The following is a 16,856-nucleotide window of genomic DNA, read 5'->3' as shown; positions in this document are numbered from 1 at the left end:
GCTCACCACTCCGGCTTGGGGAAGATCAGGTCGGCTTCCTTGGCGTCCTCGGGCAGGACGATCTGGATCTCGCCGTCGACGTACTGCTGGATGAGGTGGGCGCCCTGCGGCTTGCCCGTCTCGTCCCAGGTCAGCGGCCCGACGACGGTCTCGACCTCGTTGGTGCGCAGCCAGTCGATGAGCTGCTGCTGGCACTCGCCCTGCTCGGCGCAGCCGACGGCCTCGACGGCGGCGGCGACGACCTGTCCGGTCGTGTACGCGTTGGCCTCGTCCTCGCCCGGCGCGTTGCCGTGGAGCTCGGTGTACCGCTCGACGAAGTCGACGTTGGACGGGAAGCTCGCGGTCTCGGTGTAGCCGGTCGGCGAGAGGATGCCCTCGGTCTTGTCGCCGATCGCGGAGGCGAACTCGGGGTTGGTGGGCGCGGTGGAGAACGCGGCGAGCTGCGGCTGGTAGTTCAGCTGCTGGAGCGCGACGATGAGGTTGACGGCGTCCTGGTACTGGGTGCCACCGATGACCATGTCCGCGCCGGAGTCGCTGATCTTCGCGGCGATGGGCGAGAAGTCGGTGGTGTTCGGCGGGTAGACCTCGTCGACGACGACCTCGAGGCCGCCCTCGGCGAGCTTGTCCCGCAGGCCGTAGGCGGTGCCCTGGGCGAACGGGTCGTCCATGGAGGCGACGGCGACCGTCTCGGGTCGCTCCCCCTCGGGCATCGCGAGGATCTCCTCGGCGAGGTAGTTGTAGTGGTCGTCCGCGACGGCGGGGGCCGCGTAGAACAGGTTGTCGAAGCCCTGCTCGAAGACCTCGGCGGCGGCGCCGGCGGGCTCGACGAACAGCATCCCGTACTCCTGCGCGACGCGGGCGCTGGGCACGACGAGGCGGGTGGAGAACGGGCCGAAGACGAGGTCGACCTCGTCCTGGGCGATGAGGGCCTCGTAGTCCTGCACGACGCGGTCGGCGTTGGACTGGTCGTCGAGGATCTTGAGCTCGACCTGGCGGCCGAGGAGGCCGCCGTCCTCGTTGACGAACTGGGCCCAGGCCTCGTAGCCGCGCTGGACGCCCTTGCCGGGCTCCGAGAAGTCGCCGGTGAGGGGCAGGGAGATGCCGATGACGAGCGGGTCGTCGGACCCGCTGCCGCCGCCGGCCTCCTCGGCGTCGCCGGAGCAGGCGGTGAGGACCAGGGCGGTGGCGGACAGGCCGGCGACGGCGGCGAGGGCGCGCCGGGTGCGGCGGCGAGGGGTCATCCGTGGGGACATGGAGCTGTCTCTCCCTACTTCGTCGTAGTGAAGACCTACTGAGTACGTCGGTGTACGAAAGCGCTTTCCGTAAGCGCTTTCGCTACAGTACGACGCGGGGGCCCGGTGTGGCAAGCGTCACGGTGGGAATCCTTGATCGTCCGAAGGAGGACGCATGACTCGGGAGACGAAGAAGTCTCAGGGGCGAGGCGCGCTGCGCCTGGTCGACGTGGCCGAGCGCGCGGGGGTCTCGCTCGCCACGGCGTCCCGCTCGCTGTCCGGCAGCGAGGGCGTGTCCGAGGCCGTCGCGGCCCACGTCCGGTACGTCGCGCAGCAGATGGGCTACGTCGCCAACCCGCACGCCCGCACCCTCGCCGGCGGCACCACGTCCGTCGCCGGGCTGCTCGTCTACGAGGTCGGCGACCCCTACTTCTCCGAGATCGCCGGCGGCGTCGTCCGGGTCGCCGCCAAGCACGGCTGGAGCGTCCAGGTCAGCCACACCGAGCGCGTCCCCAGCGACGAGGCCGTCCAGCTGCGCCTCATGCGCGCCCACCGCGTCGGCGTCATCGTCATCGCCGGGTCGGGCTACGTCGACGCCGCCATGGAGGCCGACGCCGGCCAGGAGCTCGCCGCGTTCGAGGCCGACGGGGGGCACGCCGTCGTCATCGGCCGCCACCACGTCCACGCCGACGCCGTGCTGCCCGACAACACCGCCGGCGGCGAGGCCCTCGGCGAGCACGTCCTCGCCCTCGGGCACCGCCGGATCGTGGTCGCCGCCGGGCCGGAGCACCTCACGACCACGGCCGACCGGCTCGTCGGCATCCGTGCGGCCGTCGCCCGCGCCGGTCTCGACCCCGCCGCCGTGCCGGTGGTGCACGCCCCCTTCACGCGGGAGGGCGGCCGGGACGCCGCCCGGCGGGTCCTCGCCGAGCACCCGGGCACCACGGCCGTGCTCGCCCTCAACGACACGATGGCGACCGGCGTCGTGTCCGTCCTGCGCGAGCACGGCCTGTCCGTGCCCCACGACGTCTCGGTCACCGGGTTCGACGACATCCAGGTCGCCCAGGACCTCAGCCCGGCCCTGACGACCGTGCGCCTGCCGATGGCCGACATGGGGGCCGCCGCCCTGGAGCTCGCGCTGCGGCCCGCCGCGGCGCGGCCACGCCGCCGGCACCTCGCGGCCGAGCTCGTCGTGCGGGACTCGACGGCCCCGCCCCCGCCCGCCGTCGAGCGTCTCTGAAAGTCCGGGATCGGGGCCCGATGGCGGACTTTCAGAGACGCTCGACGGGGCGGGTCAGGCGTCGACCGCGGCCGCCTCCGGCTCCCGGCCCAGGCGGCGCGCGAGCACCGAGCACACGACGAGCTGGAGCTGGTGGAACACGACCAGCGGCACCACGACGGCGCCGAGGGTCGCCGCGGGCAGCAGGGCCGACGCCATCGGCAGGCCGGTGGCCAGGGACTTCATGGACCCGATGAGCAGGAACGTGACGTTCTGGTCCCGCGGCAGGCGCATCGCCTTGCCGCCCCACCACGTGACGGCCAGCATGACGCCGAGCAGCAGCGCGGCCGACCCGACGATCACCAGCACCGTCCAGACCGACATCTCGTCCCAGATGCCCTCGGCCGTGGCGCCGCTGATGGCCGTGAACACGATGAGCAGGATGGTGCCCCGGTCCACGGCCGTGGTGAGGCCCTTGTGGCGACGCACGAGGTCGCCCACCCACGGCTGGAGGACCTGGCCCAGCACGAGGGGTGCGAGCAGCTGGAGCAGCACCTTCTCGATGCCGCCGACGCCCACCGCAGCGCCGTCCCCGGCGACCGCGCCTCCCATGAGGCCGATGACGAGCAGCGGGGTGGCGAGCAGCCCGACGACGTTCGACAGGGTCGCGCCGCAGATCGCCCCGGCGACGTCGCCGCGCGCCACGGACGTGAACGCGACCGCCGAGTTCACGGTCGAGGGCAGGAGGGACACGCACAGCAGACCCACCGCGATGCCGCTGCCCACGACGGGCCCGACCAGGGCCGACACCCCGAGCCCCACCAGCGGGAACACGACGAACGTCGCCACGAGCAGGCCGCCCTGGAGCCGCCAGTTCGTCAGGGACCGCAGGATCTCCCGGGTCGGCAGCCGTGCGCCGTACAGCAGGAACAGCAGCGCGACCGCGACGTCCGCCACCACGTCCAGCGTGCCCCGCACACCGTCCGGGATCGGCACGACGACCCCCACGAGCAGCGCCACGAGGATCGCGACCACGAACGGGTCGACCCACGTCCGCACGTGTCGCCACCAGGAGGTCGGCCGGCCGGGTCGTCGCGTCATGAAGGTCCTCTCGTTCGCGGGCCCCGTGGCTGCGGTCCGGGGCGGCGCCCGTCAGCGTACGCGCGTCGCGTGACGGCCGTGTGTCCGCGACCGCGGCCACCTGTCAGGATGACCGGCATGCCGTACTTCCGTCGCACCGATGCCACGACGTTCGAGCCCACCGCGCAGGTCGGGGGCGCCTGGAACACCGCCGAGCAGCACGTCGCACCGACGTTCGGGCTGCTGGCCCACCTGGTCGAGGCCGACCGGGTGGCACGCGGCCGGGACGACCTGGTGGTGACGCGGCTGTCCTACGACATCTGGGGGACCTACCCGCTGGCGACGATGACGACGGCGGTGCGGGTGCTGCGTCCGGGCCGCGGGGTGGAGCTCGTGGAGGCGGAGATGACGTGCGGCGGCCGTCGGTCGGTGACGCTGCGGGCGTGGCTGGCGGCGCCCGCCGACTCGTCCGGGGTCGCCGCGGGGGCGCCCGCCGCGGTCCCGGGACCGCTGGACGTGTCCGCGTGGGACCCGACGACGGACTGGCCGGGCGGGTTCGTCGCGTCGATCGAGGTGCGCCGCTCGTTGGCGGAGCCGGGCCGCGGCACGGTGTGGGTGCGTACGGACGTGCCGCTGCTGGACGACGAGGAGGTGTCGCCGCTGGCCCGCACGGCGGGACTGCTGGACGTGGCGAACGGGATGTCGGTGCGGGCCGACCCGCGCAAGGTCGCGTTCCCGAACCTGGACCTGGGGGCCCACCTGCACCGGCAGCCCGACGGCGACTGGCTGGGCCTGGACACGTCGGTGACGTTCGGGGCGGGCGGCGCCGGGCTGACGAGCGCCGTCCTGCACGACACGACGGGCGCGTTCGGGTCGCTCGCGCAGTCGCTGGTGGTCCGTCCGCTGTCCTGACGGACCCGGCCACGGCGCCCTGACCAGGGGGGACGCCGTCTGCCGTGCGGTCCGCGGACCGTCGTGCCTACGGTGGGCGGCCTGAACCGGAGACCCCGACGAGAGGAGCGCCATCGTGCCGACCACCGACCTCACCGGACGGACCGTGCTGGCGATCGTGACCGACTACGGCGTCGAGCAGGACGAGCTCGTCGTCCCCCTGGAGCACCTGCGGGAGCGGGGTGCCGTCGTCACCGTCGCGTCCACCTCGACCGACCCCGTGCAGACCCTCGTGGGCGACAAGGACCCGGGCCGCACCGTCCCGGTGGACGTCGTGCTGGACGACGTCGACCCTGCCGGCTTCGACCTGCTGCTCGTGCCGGGCGGCACGCTCAACGCGGACTCGCTGCGGCTCGAGCAGGCGGCGTCACGCATCGTGCGGGCGTTCACCGGGTCGGGCCGGCCGGTCGCCGCGATCTGCCACGGTCCGTGGGCGCTCGTCGAGGCGGGCGTCGTCGCGGGCAAGTCGCTGACCTCGTACGCGTCGCTGCAGACCGACGTGCGCAACGCGGGGGCGGCGGCGTGGCGCGACGAGGAGGTCGTCGTGGACGACGCCGAGGGGTGGCGGCTCATCACGTCCCGGGACCCGGGCGACCTCGACGCGTTCCTCGGTGCCGTCGACGAGGCCCTGGCCGGTTGATCCCGTGACGTACCGCCGACCTCGCGCGGCCGGACGGTCGCCTGCGGGGTCTGGACCCGCCGGTCTCCGAGCAGCTCTGACCCGCGGTCGCGCGGTGTGCATCCGCGGCGGGGGTCCGGGGCGAACAGGAGTCGTGGGCGCAACCGCGCCCTGCGACCCCACGGTCGCCGACCCGCACCCTCAGGAGCCGATGATGACGTCGCTTCGCCACACCGTCCGACGCGCCGCCGCGGCCGCGTCGATCGCCGCGCTCGGTCTCGTCGGGGCGGCCCTCGCCGCACCGGCGGCCACGGCCGCCCCGTCGGGCACCACGAGCCTGGCCTCCGTCCTCGCCGCCGACGGCGACCGGTTCGACCGCAACTGGTACGACTACGACATCGTCGACCAGGCCGTGGCCGCGGTGCTGGCCGCCAAGCCGGACAGCCCCGTCGCCGTGCTGGCGGACGGCACCGTCCCGCTGACGGCGTTCCTGCCGAACGACCGGGCGTTCCAGGTGCTCGCCCACGACCTCACGCACCGGTGGGAGCGCACCGAGGAGGGCGTGCTGAACCGGATCGCCGGGGCCGTCGGCATCGACGCCGTCGAGCAGGTGCTGCTCTACCACGTGGTCCCCGGCGCGACGATCACGTCCCGTCAGGCGCTGCGGTCCGACGACGCCGTCCTGACGACCGCGCAGGGTGCGACGTTCCGCGTCGACGTCCTCAGCCGGACGTGGGGGCTGGTGCGCCTGGTGGACCAGGACCGCAACGACGTCAACCCGTTCCTCGTGCGCAGCAAGCTGGACCTCAACAAGGGCAACGTGCAGATCGCCCACGGCATCACCGCGGTGCTGCGCCCGCTGGACCTCTGAGCGTCGGTCCCGTCGCGGGGCCCCGGCCCGGGTGCCGGGGCCCCCCTCCTGCCCGTTCGCGGCGCGAGACGGGCGACGTCTCCGCAGACTGGGCAGCGAGGGAAGGAGCGACGCATGACGGGCACCGCGATCGTGACGCACGCCATCGAGCGCCGGTTCGGCGCGAAGACGGCCGTGGACGGCGTCGACCTCGCCGTGCAGGACGGCGAGGTGTACGGGTTCCTCGGGCCGAACGGGGCCGGGAAGTCGACGCTGACCCGGATGCTGTGCACGCTGCTCGCCCCGACGCGCGGCGGGGCCACCGTCGCGGGGCACGACGTCGTGCACGACCCCACGGCGGTCCGGCTCCGCATCGGGGTGGCGCTCCAGGAGGCAGCGCTCGACGACAAGCAGACCGGCGTGGAGATGCTCCGGCTCCAGGGACGGTTCTACGGTCTGACCGCCCGGGAGACGCGCCGCCGGGTGGCGGAGCTGCGCGAGCTCATCGACATCGGCGACGCGCTGGACGACCGTGTGGCGACCTACTCGGGCGGCATGAAGCGGCGGCTGGACCTGGCCCTCGCCCTGGTGCACAACCCGCGTGTCCTCTTCCTCGACGAGCCCACGACCGGGCTGGACCCCCTGAGCCGGGCAGCCGTCTGGACGGAGGTGCGGCGGCTCAACGACGAGCTCGGCATGACGGTGTTCCTCACCACGCAGTACCTGGAGGAGGCGGACGCCCTCGCCGACCGCGTCGGCATCATCAACCGGGGGGCGATCGTCGCCGAGGGCACGCCCGACGAGCTCAAGCGGTCGATCGGCACCGACGTCCTCGTGGTGGACGTCGGTGACGAGGTGGAGCGGGCACGCTCCACGCTCGCCGGGCTCACCGACGCCGGGGTGGGCGGCGTCGAGATCGACGGGTCGTCCCTGATGGTCTCGGTGGACGACGGCGCGCGGGCGGTCAGCCCGATCGCCCTGGCCCTCGACCGGGACGGTGTCGCGGTCCGCGAGCTGGCGTTGCGCCGCCCCACGCTCGACGACGTGTTCTTCCGCGTGACGGGCCAGCGCATCCAGGGCGAGGAAGGGGAGGTCGCATGACCGAGCACCGCACACGACGGCGCGGCGGCGACGTCACGGCCCGTCCGGCCGGGTTCCGCCGCGACCTCACGTCGGTCGCGATCCGCGCGCTGCGGCAGATCCCGCGCGAGCCGGAGGCGATCGTCCCCGCCCTGGTGATCCCCCTGTTCTTCTTCGTGGTGAACGTGGGTGCGCTGGGTGACGTCGCGTCCGCCACGGGGGTCGCCGACTTCAAGGCGTTCCAGATCCCGGTGGCGATCGTCTTCGCGGTCACGGGCGTGTCCCGCGCGAGCGCGCTCGTCACGGACATCACCGGCGGCTACTTCGACCGGCTCCTGGTCACGCCCATGCACCGCACCGCGCTGCTGCTCGGTCTGATGGTCGCGGACCTGGCCCTCGTGGTCGCCCTGTCGGTGCCGGTGCTCGTCCTCGGCTTCGCGCTCGGCGTCCAGTTCACGACGGGTGTCGCGGGCGTCCTGGTGTTCCTCCTCCTCGCGGGCCTGTGGGGGCTGGCGTTCACCGGGTTCCCCTACGCCATCGCGCTGCGGACCGGGAACCCCGCGGCCGTGAACTCCAGCTTCCTGCTGTTCTTCCCGTTCGCGTTCCTCACCACGACGTTCCTGCCGCTGGACGCGCTGACCGGGTGGCTCGCCACGATCGCGCAGTTCAACCCCGTGACCTACCTGCTCGCCGCGCTGCGCTCGCTCATCATGGACGGTTGGGACGGCACCGCCCTCTGGCAGGGTCTCGCCGCGATCGCCGTGGTGGGCGCCGTCAGCTTCGTCCTCGCGTTCCGCGCGCTGCAGGGCCGGACCGCCCGCTCCTGACGCCTTGCGCGCCATGTCGTACGGTCGTGAGGTCACGTCGTCGACGAGGAACGAGGGAGCATGACGTTCAGCAACCCCCGCGGCACGCACGGCGCCGGGATGCCCGGTGGTCCCCTCCTGCGCTGGGTCAACAAGGTCGCCACCCGCCGTGCCCGACGGTCGGGCAAGCCGGTCATGGGCATGCGGCTGCTCGCCCTGACGACGGTGGGCCGCCGGTCCGGGCAGGAGCGCACGACGCCGGTCGCGTGGTTCCCCGCGGACGGCGGCGGCTGGCTGGTGGTCGCGTCGGCCGGCGGCGCCGCGACCAACCCGGACTGGTACCGGAACCTCGCCGCGCACCCGGACGACGCCGTGGTCGAGGTCGCCGGCGACCGGGTGCCGGTCGCGGCGCGCGAGCTGCACGGCGACGAGCGCGCCACGGCGTGGTCACGGATCACGACCGAGTCGGAGCAGTTCGCGGGCTACCAGCGCAAGACGGACCGCGAGATCCCCGTGGTGGAGCTGACCCCGCGGGCCTGACCTCGGCCGCGGGCGCCCGGACCGCGACTCAGGCGGAGCCGTACTCCTGCTCGCGCAGCAGCGCGAGGTGCGCGTGGACGAGGGGCATGACGGACGCCCCCTCGCCGGAGGCGGACGCGACGCGCTTCATGGACCCGGCGCGGACGTCGCCGACGGCGAACACCCCGCGCAGGGTCGTCTCCAGGCTGGCGGGCGGCACCCCGTCGGTCCAGCGGTCCTGGGGGACGTCGCGGCCGGTGAGGACGAACCCGTGGTCGTCGAGGGCGAGGCCGTCGGGGAGCCACCCGCAGTCGGGTTCGGCGCCGAGGAGGCAGAAGAGGCCGTCGGCGTGGGTCTTGGCGCGCTGCCCGGTGTCGAGGTCCTGGGTCCACAGGTACTGCAGGCGGCCGTCGCCGCCGCCGTCGACCACGGCCGTGCGGGTGGCCACGGTGATGGTGGGCGTGGCGGCGATCTCGCGCACGAGGTAGTCGGACATGGTCTCGGCGAGGCTCGCGCGCCGCACCAGCATGGTGACGGACCCCGCGAACTTCGCGAGGTGCACCGCCGCCTGCCCGGCGGAGTTGCCGCCGCCGACGACGTACACGTCGAGGTCGGTCATCTCGCGGGCCGCGGACGTGGCGGCGCCGTAGTGGACGCCGGCGCCGACGAGGTCGTCGATGCCGGGGACGCCGAGCCGCCGGTAGGCGACGCCCGTGGCGAGGACGACGGTGCGGGCGCAGAGCTGCACGCCGTCCACGTGGACGTGGTGGTGCTCGGGCTCGTCGGCAGGCCCGGGCTCGATGCGGACGGCGGGGCGGCCCGTGTAGAAGCGGGCGCCGAACCGGCCGGCCTGCACGCGGGACCGCTGCGCGAGGCGCATCCCGGAGATCCCGCGGGGGAAACCGAGGTAGTTGCGGATCATGGAGCTGGACCCGGCCTGACCGCCGATGGCGTCGCGCTCCAGCACGACGGTGGCGAGGCCCTCGGAGGCGGCGTACACGGCGGCGGCGAGCCCGGCCGGCCCGGCCCCGACGACGACCACGTCGGCGATCTCGCCGGGCGGGATGGAGTCGTAGCCGCCGTACATGGCCTCGGCGACGCCCGACGGCGTGGCGCCGGCGAGGACCCTGCCGTTGAAGGCCCGCACGACGGGCAGCTCCGCGTCGGGGCCGGCGGCCTCCAGCAGGGCGCGACCCTCGTCGCCGTGCGGGTCGAGGGTGCGGTTCGGGACGCCGAGCCGGTCGAGGAGGTCGTGGATGGCGGCGGCGGTGCGGTCGCCGGGCGCCGCGACGACGTCCGTGGCGGTGACCGTGGGGCGCGCGACGGACCAGCCCCACTCGGACAGCAGCTCGATGAGGGCGACGTGGAACTCCTCGTCGCGGGCGCCGCGCGGGATGCCGACGAACGTGTCCATGTCACGGCGGGCGAGCGCGGCCCGCATCTCGTCGAGCGCGGCGGCGTACTCCTCGCCGGGCACCAGGGCGACGCGGCGCGCGGTGGAGAGCACGGCCGGTACCTGGTGGAGGAGCTCGGCGGCGGTGCCGTCGGGCAGGTGCTGCTCGGCGGCGACCATCGCGACCTGGACGCCCGCGGCGACGTGCGCGCGCAAGCGGTCGAGCGCGGCAGCGGCGTCGCCGACGACCTCGATGCGGTAGTCGCGGTCGTAGCGGGCGCGGAACTCGGCCTCGACGGTGCCGGCGTGCCGGTCCGCGGCGAGCAGGATCACGGGGCGGTCACCCATGCGGTCAGCGTAGGAGCGGGGCGGGGGTTCGTCGCGCGGACGGCGGCCGAGGCCGACGGCGGGTGCCGGCCGGGCCGTGGCGCATTGCCGCCATGGCGCAGATCCGCCAGCACGAACCGTTGACCGGGCAAACCCTTCCCGGGGACCGTTCAGACACTTCTCGACCGGCCCCAGGGAGACACCCATGCCATCGACAGCACTCCGGCGGCGCCCCATCGGGCGTGCCGCCGCCCTTCTCGCGACGGCGGCGCTCGGCGTCGCGGCCGTCGCCCCGGCGGCGACGGCCGCCCCGCCCGACGACGACGCGCTCGTCCTGGCGTCGGACGTCGTGGACGCGGTCCGCACCGACGACGACCTGTTTCTGCCGGGCGACGGGACCGGCGACGACGCCGGGTTCGTCGCGCAGACCGACGACGACGAGGCCGCGACGGTCGAGGAGAAGCTCGGCGACGCCGACCAGCGGCTCCTGGGCGAGGCCGAGGCCGCGGACGAGGACACCGTCACCGTGCTCCTCGCGGTGGAGCCGGGCACGGCCGCCGCGGTCGAGCGGACGGTGGAGCGCCACGGCGGCGCCGTCGGCCGCACCGAGGACGACCTCGGCTACGTGCGGGCGACCGTCCCCACCGACGACGTGATCGAGATCGCGGCGGCGGACGCGGTGCTCGCCGTCGACCTCGACCGGCAGGTCGACGTCCCCGACCCCACCCCGCTGGACGCGACCGCGGACGACGCGGCCGCCGCGACCGGGGCGGACCTGCCCGAGGCGCCGTCGGCGTCGACGGGCGCGACGAACCCGTACCTGCCGGTCGCGGAGACCGGTGCGGTGGCGTTCACCGACGCGCACCCGACGTGGGACGGCCGCGGCACCACGATCGGCGTCCTGGACACGGGCGTGGACCTGGACCACCCGGCACTGCGGACCACGACCGACGGGAAGCCGAAGATCGTCGGCTCGTTCACGGCGACGGACCCGGTGATCGACAACGACGGCACCTGGATCCGCCTGTCGACGAAGCGCACCGGCCCGACGTTCACGAACGGCGGGACGACGTACACGATCCCGGCGGGCTCCTGGTACTCCGTGCGCTTCGGGGAGAACATCTCGACGGCGTCGGAGGCGGCCGGCGACCTCGACCGCGACGGCCAGCTGAACGACACCTGGATGGTCATCGTCGACCCGCAGACCGGCGAGGTCCGCGTGGACGGCGACCAGGACGGCGACCTCGTCGAGGAGGAGGCGCTGTTCGAGTACGGCGTCGCCGGGCAGGTCGGCCACCTGGGCGTGGACGACCCGGACACCGACCTGGTGGAGAGCCAGCCGTTCACGGTGGAGTACCGCCCCGGGGTCGACCTGTCGCCCCTGGGCGGCGTGTGGGTGGGCCGCACGGCCGACTACCTCAACATGGGTCTGGTCACGGGTGCGCACGGCACGCACGTCGCGGGCATCGCGGCGGGCAACGGGCTGCTCGGCGGCGAGGTCCGCGGCGCGGCTCCCGGTGCGCAGATCGTGTCGGCCCGTGCCTGCATCTACCAGGGCGGCTGCACGGCCGTCGCGCTCACCGAGGGCATGATCGACCTCGTCGTCGAGCACGACGTCGACGTGGTCAACGTGTCGATCGGCGGGCTGGACCCCCTGAACGACGGGTCGGACGCGATCGCGCGGCTGTACGACCAGCTCGTGCGGCAGTACGACGTGGACATCGTCGCGGCGGCCGGCAACGACGGCCCGGGCGTGAACACGGTGTCGGCGCCGTCGACCGGTGACGCCGTGATCTCGGTGGCGGCGTCGGTGAGCGACGACACGTGGTTCGCGAACTACGGCGCCCGCGTGGGTGCGGCGCTGGACCTCTTCCCGTTCTCGTCGCGCGGCCCGTCGGAGGACGGTTCCCTCAAGCCGACGGTGTCGGCCCCGGGTGCGGCCGTGTCGGCGATCCCGACGTGGCTGGCCGGCGAGCCGGTCGCGGAGACCGGGTACGACCTGCCCGCCGGGTACGGCATGTTCAACGGCACGTCGATGGCGTCGCCGCAGGTCGCGGGCGCGGTCGCGCTGCTGCGCTCCGCGGCCGGGGCGACGGGCACCGCGGTGACCACGGCGGGCGTGCGCTCGGCCGTGGTGGACACGGCGGACCTGATCGACGGCGTGCAGGTGGCCGCGCAGGGCGGGGGCGTCGTCGACGTCCAGGCCGCGTGGAAGCAGCTCGCGAAGCCGGGCGCCGGTCGCCCCGGAACCGCCGGCTACACGGTGACGGCGCCGGTGTGCACGTCGCTGTCGTCGGTGCTGACGACGCCGGGCAGCGGCCCGGGCGTCCACGACCGCTGCCTGCCCTCGCAGGGCGGTGCCACGCCGGGCGAGCGCAAGACCTACGACCTCCAGGTCACCCGCACCTCGGGTGACGAGCGGACCGTGTCGCACCGCCTGGAGCTGGTGGGCGACGACGGCACGTTCTCCGTCGCGTCGACAGTGAAGCTGCCGCTCGGGGCGCCGGTGACGGTCCCGGTGACGGCGACGCCGCGCACCGCGGGGCTGCACAGCGCGCTGCTGCGCGTCGACGACCCGCGCACCCCGGGGGTCGACCACGTCGTCCCGCTGACGGTGGTGGCGACGCAGGTCGCCCCGGTCCCGTCGCGCACGGTCGAGCTGACCGGCACGGTGGGCCGCGGCGGCGCGACGTCCGTGTTCGTGGCGGTGCCCGACGGTGTGCAGAACCTCCAGATGGCGCTGACGGACGACGCGGGCGAGCCGACGTCGGGCGCGGTGCGCGTCCGGGCGTTCGACCCGGCGGGCATGCCGGTGGACTCCGGCGCCGCATGCTACGAGGCGGCGCCGGGCTGCGACCCGGCGGGGCGGTCGTACGTCCTGCCGCGGGCGGGCGTGTGGGAGTTCGTCGTGGAGGGTTCGCGCAGGGCCTCGACGATGACGAGCGGGTTCGGCGTGACCGTCGCGCTCCAGGGCGTGGACATGGACCCGGCGGCGGTCACGCTGTCGTCGGCGGACGTGCACGAGCCGCAGCCGGCGTCGGTGACGGCGACGAACACGTGGGGCGCGCTGACCGCGACGCCCACGGAGGGTGCGCTGGGCCGGACGGTCGACCTGTGGTCGACGGTCCCGGCGGGCGGCTACACGCAGCGCAACCTGCTGGCACCGCGCGACGCGACGCTCGTCGACTTCACGGTCACCCCCCACGAGGGCTCCGACGTGGACGTGCTGCTCGGGCACGTCGGGACCGGTCGGGTGGTCGCGCGCGGCCAGGCGGTGGGCGACACCGCCGAGCACGTCGTGGTGCACGACCCGATGCCGGGCAGCTACGCCGTCATCGTGTCCGGCATGGCGGGACCCGGCGGCGTCGCGACCTTCGACTACACCGAGAAGGTGTACTCGCCGTCGCTCGGCACCGTGGAGGTCACCTCGGGCACGGCCACCGCGCTGCAGCCCGGGGACACGCTCGACGTGGACGTGGACGTCACGGCGCTGGCGCACCCGTTCGGGTCCCTCCCCCTGGTGGGGACGGTCCCGCTGACCAACGCCCAGGGCACGCAGGTGGGCGCGGCGGAGGTCGTCGTGGAGACGGTCTCCTCCCCGACGGCGGAGATCCTCGCCACGGACCGCCCGTTCGTGGGCGCGGCGATGAACTCGTCGGGCGTCGTCGCGGGTGACAAGCAGGTCGACTCCCGCACGCAGCCGGTGCTGTGGACGGCCGAGGGCGGCGCGACGGTGCTCGACATGGGCGCCGACGGGTTCCTCGGGTCGGCCGTGGACGTCAACGAGGCGGGGACCGCCGTCGGGCAGGTCCTCACCCGCCAGGGCGAGATCGGCTCGTCCCTGTGGGAGCCGGACGGCACCCGGGTGGCGCTCGGCGCGCCGGACTGGCGTCCGTACGAGTCCACGTACGTCTACGGCGTCAACGACGCCACCGACGAGCACCCCGAGCAGGTCGTCGGGCTGTCGTACCTGCGCGAGCGGGTGGACGGCGTGTGGCACACGTACTCCGACCCGTGGGTGTGGACGCGCGAGGCGGGCTTCCGTGCCCTGCCGCACCTGTCCGCCGACCCGGGCGGGACGCGGGTGACGGCGGTCAACGACGCGGGCTGGGCCGTGGGCACGTCCGCGCTGGACGGCGTGCTGCACGCGGTCCGCTGGTCGCCGGCGGGCGAGGTCGAGGACCTCGGCCTGCTGCCGGGGATGCTCGACGCGGTCGCGACGTCGATCAACGCGGGCGGCGACGTCGTCGGCACGTCGGGCGACGACGCGTTCCTGTGGACGGCCGACGACGGCATGCGGCGCCTGCCGGACCTGGGCTACAACGGCACCGCCACGGCGATCACGGACGAGGGTCTCGTGATCGGCGCGGCCGAGTCGGAGCCGGACTACGAGACGCCGGTCGTGTGGGACGCGACGGGTCGGCTGTTCGACCTGCAGGCGATGGCGGGGTCGCACACGATCCTGGCCCTGCAGGCGTTCGCGGCGCACGGTGACCGGGTGCTCGTGTACGGGTACACGGTGCAGTCGTCGGGCGTGGCCGTGCTGCGGCTCCCCGCGGAGGTGACCGCGGCTTCCTGACCGGTGCCGGTCGTCGGACGCCGTCGGTCCCCCGCGGGGGGGGCCGGCGGCGTCCGTCGTCCCGTGCGTCCCGGTGGTGGGCCGGGGTTGCGTGCCTAGACTGCTCGGAGCCGTTGCCGAGCGGAGGGCGGAGCCCATGACCGTCGACTGTCCCCACCTGACCGAGGTGGTCCCGGTCGCGCCGGAGGCGCGCGACGTCTGCCCGCAGTGCGTGGCGGCGGGGGACTCCTGGGTGCACCTGCGGGCCTGCCTGGAGTGCGGGCACGTCGGCTGCTGCGACTCGTCGCCGAACACGCACGCGACGCGCCACTTCCGGACGTCGGGGCACGCGCTGGTGCGGTCGCTGGAGCCGGGCGAGCACTGGGGCTGGTGCTACGTGGACGAGCTGCTGGTGCCGGGTCGGGAGATGCCGCCCGAGGTGTCCTGATTCCTCCGGGTGCGTCCGCCGCGGGGGACGCGGTGAGCGACGACACGTTTCCAGATATACCCCTAGGGGTATACAGTTCGAGGCATGAAGATCGTGATCATCGGTGGGGTCGGCGGCGGCATGAGCGCCGCCGCGCGCGCCCGCCGCCTGTCGGAGGACGCCGAGATCGTGGTCCTCGACCGCGGCGAGCACGTCTCGTTCGCGGGCTGCGGCCTGCCCTACCACGTCGGCGGGGAGGTGCCCGAGGACGGTCTGCTCGTCCAGACCCCCGCGTCGCTCCAGGCGTCGCTCGCCCTCGACGTCCGGCCCCGGCACGACGTCGTCGGCCTCGACACCGACGCCCGCACCCTCACCGTCCGCACCCCCGCCGGCGAGGAGCAGGTCGACTACGACGCCCTGCTGCTCTCCCCCGGCGCGCGGGCCGTCCGCCCGCCCGTCCCGGGCCTCGACTCGCCGCGCGTGCGCACCCTGCGCACCATCGCCGACGCCACCGCCCTGCGGTCCGCCGTCGACGCCGGCGCCCGCCGCGCCGTGGTGCTCGGCGCCGGGTTCATCGGCCTGGAGGCCGCCGAGGCGCTCGCCTCGCAGGGCCTCGACGTCACGCTCGTCGAGCTCGCCCCCCACCCCCTGCCCCCCCTGGAGCCCGAGCTCGGCGCCCTGGTGGCCGACGAGCTCCGCCGCCTCGGCGTCACCGTGCGCACCGGCGTCGCCGCGACCGCCGTCACGCACGGCGCGGACCACGACGTCGTCGCCCTCGGCGACGGCGGCCGGGTCGAGGCCGACGTCGTCGTCCTCGCCGTCGGGGTCCGTCCCGACACGGACGTGTTCGCCGAGGCCGGCATCCTCGTCGAGCGCGGCGCCATCGTCGTCGACGAGCGCGGCCGCACCAGCGCCGACGGCGTCTGGGCGATCGGTGACGCCACCGTCGCGACCGACGCCGTCACCGGCGACCGTCGTCCCGTCGCGCTCGCCGGCCCGGCGTCGCGCGCCGGCCGTCTCGTCGCGGACCAGATCCTGCGCCCCGGGACGGCGCGCCCCCTGCCGACGGCCCTCGCGACCGCGGTCGTCCGGGTCGGTGGGCTCACCGCCGCCACCACGGGTGCCAACCGGGACGCGCTGACCCGCGCCGGCGTCGACCACCGCACCGTGCACCTGCACCCGGCGCACCACGTCGGCTGGTTCCCGGGCGCGGAGCAGATCCACCTCGTCGTGCACGTCGCGGCGCAGGACGGGCGCGTGCTCGGTGCGCAGGCCGTCGGCCGCGCCGGCGTCGACAAGCGCATCGACGTGCTCGCCACCGCGATCCGCGCCGGCTTCACCGCCGACGACCTCGTCGATCTCGACCTCGCCTACGCCCCGCCGTTCGGCGCCCCGAAGGACCCGGTGAACCTCGCCGGGATGGTCGCCTCCAACGTGCTCGACGGCACCCTGCGGCTCTGGTACCCGGAGGACGTCGACGACGCCCTGGAGACCGCGCTCGTGCTGGACGTCCGCAGCCAGGGCGAGTTCGACGCCGGGCACCTGCCCGGGTCGCTGCTCGTGCCCCACACCGAGCTGCGCGAGCGCCTCGACGAGGTCGTGACCGCGGCGGCCGGCCGGCCGGTGCGGGTCCTGTGCGGGTCCGGGGTGCGCTCCCACATCGCGCACCGCGTCCTGGAGCAGGCCGGCCTCGACTCCGCCTCCCTGTCGGGCGGCATGCTCACGCTGCGCGCGGCGCTCGACGCCCGCGGAGCGGACCTGATCGTCACCCCCGAGCCGGCGACCGCCGGCTGAC

At 74.6% G+C, this 16,856-nt stretch carries 13 protein-coding genes; 10 read left to right on the top strand and 3 right to left on the bottom strand.

Going from position 1 to position 16,856, the window contains the following annotated elements; genetic code table 11:
- Positions 1-2 precede the first annotated feature (2 nt).
- A complete protein-coding gene (locus tag ATJ88_RS01080) occupies positions 3-1,253 on the bottom strand; it encodes an amino acid ABC transporter substrate-binding protein (protein ID WP_245852040.1) in 1,251 nt (416 codons plus the stop codon).
- Between the two features lie 154 nt (positions 1,254-1,407).
- Here ATJ88_RS01080 and ATJ88_RS01075 point away from each other — a divergent pair, with 154 nt between their 5' ends.
- Entirely contained in the window at positions 1,408-2,472 is a 1,065-nt protein-coding gene (locus tag ATJ88_RS01075) for a LacI family DNA-binding transcriptional regulator (RefSeq protein ID WP_098462108.1), read from the top strand.
- A gap of 54 nt (positions 2,473-2,526) precedes the next feature.
- On the opposite strand, the gene ATJ88_RS01070 is transcribed toward ATJ88_RS01075, so the two are convergent.
- Positions 2,527-3,552, bottom strand: coding sequence for a bile acid:sodium symporter family protein (locus ATJ88_RS01070; protein WP_098462106.1), 1,026 nt, complete (start codon positions 3,550-3,552; stop codon positions 2,527-2,529).
- A gap of 117 nt (positions 3,553-3,669) precedes the next feature.
- On the opposite strand from ATJ88_RS01070, the gene ATJ88_RS01065 reads away from it, so the two are divergent.
- The 6 genes from ATJ88_RS01065 to ATJ88_RS01040 all read left to right on the top strand — a co-directional run bounded on the left by ATJ88_RS01065 (position 3,670) and on the right by ATJ88_RS01040 (position 8,377).
- The gene (locus ATJ88_RS01065) at positions 3,670-4,443 is read left to right on the top strand and encodes a thioesterase family protein (protein ID WP_098465037.1); all 774 of its coding nucleotides are present in this window, start codon (positions 3,670-3,672) and stop codon (positions 4,441-4,443) included.
- Between the two features lie 115 nt (positions 4,444-4,558).
- The gene (locus ATJ88_RS01060; protein ID WP_098462099.1) at positions 4,559-5,122 is read left to right on the top strand and encodes a DJ-1/PfpI/YhbO family deglycase/protease; all 564 of its coding nucleotides are present in this window, start codon (positions 4,559-4,561) and stop codon (positions 5,120-5,122) included.
- Positions 5,123-5,315: 193 nt separating this feature from the next.
- Entirely contained in the window at positions 5,316-5,972 is a 657-nt protein-coding gene (locus tag ATJ88_RS01055; protein WP_098462097.1) for a fasciclin domain-containing protein, read from the top strand.
- A gap of 114 nt (positions 5,973-6,086) precedes the next feature.
- Complete coding sequence (locus ATJ88_RS01050; protein ID WP_245852038.1) at positions 6,087-7,052, top strand: ATP-binding cassette domain-containing protein; 966 nt, start codon at positions 6,087-6,089, stop codon at positions 7,050-7,052.
- Positions 7,049-7,858, top strand: coding sequence for an ABC transporter permease (locus tag ATJ88_RS01045; protein WP_098462096.1), 810 nt, complete (start codon positions 7,049-7,051; stop codon positions 7,856-7,858). Before ATJ88_RS01050 ends, ATJ88_RS01045 begins: the two co-directional genes overlap by 4 nt.
- 60 nt (positions 7,859-7,918) lie before the next feature.
- Positions 7,919-8,377, top strand: coding sequence for a nitroreductase/quinone reductase family protein (locus ATJ88_RS01040; RefSeq protein ID WP_098462094.1), 459 nt, complete (start codon positions 7,919-7,921; stop codon positions 8,375-8,377).
- A 28-nt stretch (positions 8,378-8,405) separates the two neighbouring features.
- Here the strand turns inward: ATJ88_RS01040 and ATJ88_RS01035 are convergent, their stop codons facing one another.
- Positions 8,406-10,097, bottom strand: a complete 1,692-nt coding sequence (locus ATJ88_RS01035; RefSeq protein ID WP_098462093.1) for an NAD(P)/FAD-dependent oxidoreductase — start codon at positions 10,095-10,097, stop codon at positions 8,406-8,408.
- Positions 10,098-10,281: 184 nt separating this feature from the next.
- Between ATJ88_RS01035 and ATJ88_RS01030 the strand changes: the two genes are divergently transcribed.
- The 3 genes from ATJ88_RS01030 (at position 10,282) to ATJ88_RS01020 (ending at position 16,855) form a co-directional block, all read left to right on the top strand.
- Positions 10,282-14,655 (top strand): S8 family serine peptidase, encoded by a 4,374-nt coding sequence (locus ATJ88_RS01030; RefSeq protein WP_098462091.1) that lies wholly within the window; start codon positions 10,282-10,284, stop codon positions 14,653-14,655.
- Positions 14,656-14,791: 136 nt separating this feature from the next.
- Positions 14,792-15,082, top strand: coding sequence for a UBP-type zinc finger domain-containing protein (locus ATJ88_RS01025; protein WP_098462090.1), 291 nt, complete (start codon positions 14,792-14,794; stop codon positions 15,080-15,082).
- Between the two features lie 84 nt (positions 15,083-15,166).
- On the top strand, positions 15,167-16,855 hold the full coding sequence (locus ATJ88_RS01020; RefSeq protein ID WP_098462088.1) for an FAD-dependent oxidoreductase: 1,689 nt from the start codon (positions 15,167-15,169) through the stop codon (positions 16,853-16,855).
- The last annotated feature ends 1 nt before the right edge of the window (position 16,856 follow it).

Origin of the sequence: Isoptericola jiangsuensis, from assembly GCF_002563715.1 — a bacterium.
Classification (GTDB): domain Bacteria; phylum Actinomycetota; class Actinomycetes; order Actinomycetales; family Cellulomonadaceae; genus Isoptericola; species Isoptericola jiangsuensis.
This window is presented reverse-complemented; position numbering and strand designations above follow the sequence as displayed.

Coding starts and splice junctions, on each gene's coding strand:
- ATJ88_RS01080 (WP_245852040.1), bottom strand. CDS start 1,253: ATGTCCCCACGGATGACCCCTCGCCGCCGCACCCGGCGCGCCCTCGCC.
- ATJ88_RS01075 (WP_098462108.1), top strand. CDS start 1,408: ATGACTCGGGAGACGAAGAAGTCTCAGGGGCGAGGCGCGCTGCGCCTG.
- ATJ88_RS01070 (WP_098462106.1), bottom strand. CDS start 3,552: ATGACGCGACGACCCGGCCGGCCGACCTCCTGGTGGCGACACGTGCGG.
- ATJ88_RS01065 (WP_098465037.1), top strand. CDS start 3,670: ATGCCGTACTTCCGTCGCACCGATGCCACGACGTTCGAGCCCACCGCG.
- ATJ88_RS01055 (WP_098462097.1), top strand. CDS start 5,316: ATGACGTCGCTTCGCCACACCGTCCGACGCGCCGCCGCGGCCGCGTCG.
- ATJ88_RS01050 (WP_245852038.1), top strand. CDS start 6,087: ATGACGGGCACCGCGATCGTGACGCACGCCATCGAGCGCCGGTTCGGC.
- ATJ88_RS01045 (WP_098462096.1), top strand. CDS start 7,049: ATGACCGAGCACCGCACACGACGGCGCGGCGGCGACGTCACGGCCCGT.
- ATJ88_RS01040 (WP_098462094.1), top strand. CDS start 7,919: ATGACGTTCAGCAACCCCCGCGGCACGCACGGCGCCGGGATGCCCGGT.
- ATJ88_RS01035 (WP_098462093.1), bottom strand. CDS start 10,097: ATGGGTGACCGCCCCGTGATCCTGCTCGCCGCGGACCGGCACGCCGGC.
- ATJ88_RS01030 (WP_098462091.1), top strand. CDS start 10,282: ATGCCATCGACAGCACTCCGGCGGCGCCCCATCGGGCGTGCCGCCGCC.
- ATJ88_RS01025 (WP_098462090.1), top strand. CDS start 14,792: ATGACCGTCGACTGTCCCCACCTGACCGAGGTGGTCCCGGTCGCGCCG.
- ATJ88_RS01020 (WP_098462088.1), top strand. CDS start 15,167: ATGAAGATCGTGATCATCGGTGGGGTCGGCGGCGGCATGAGCGCCGCC.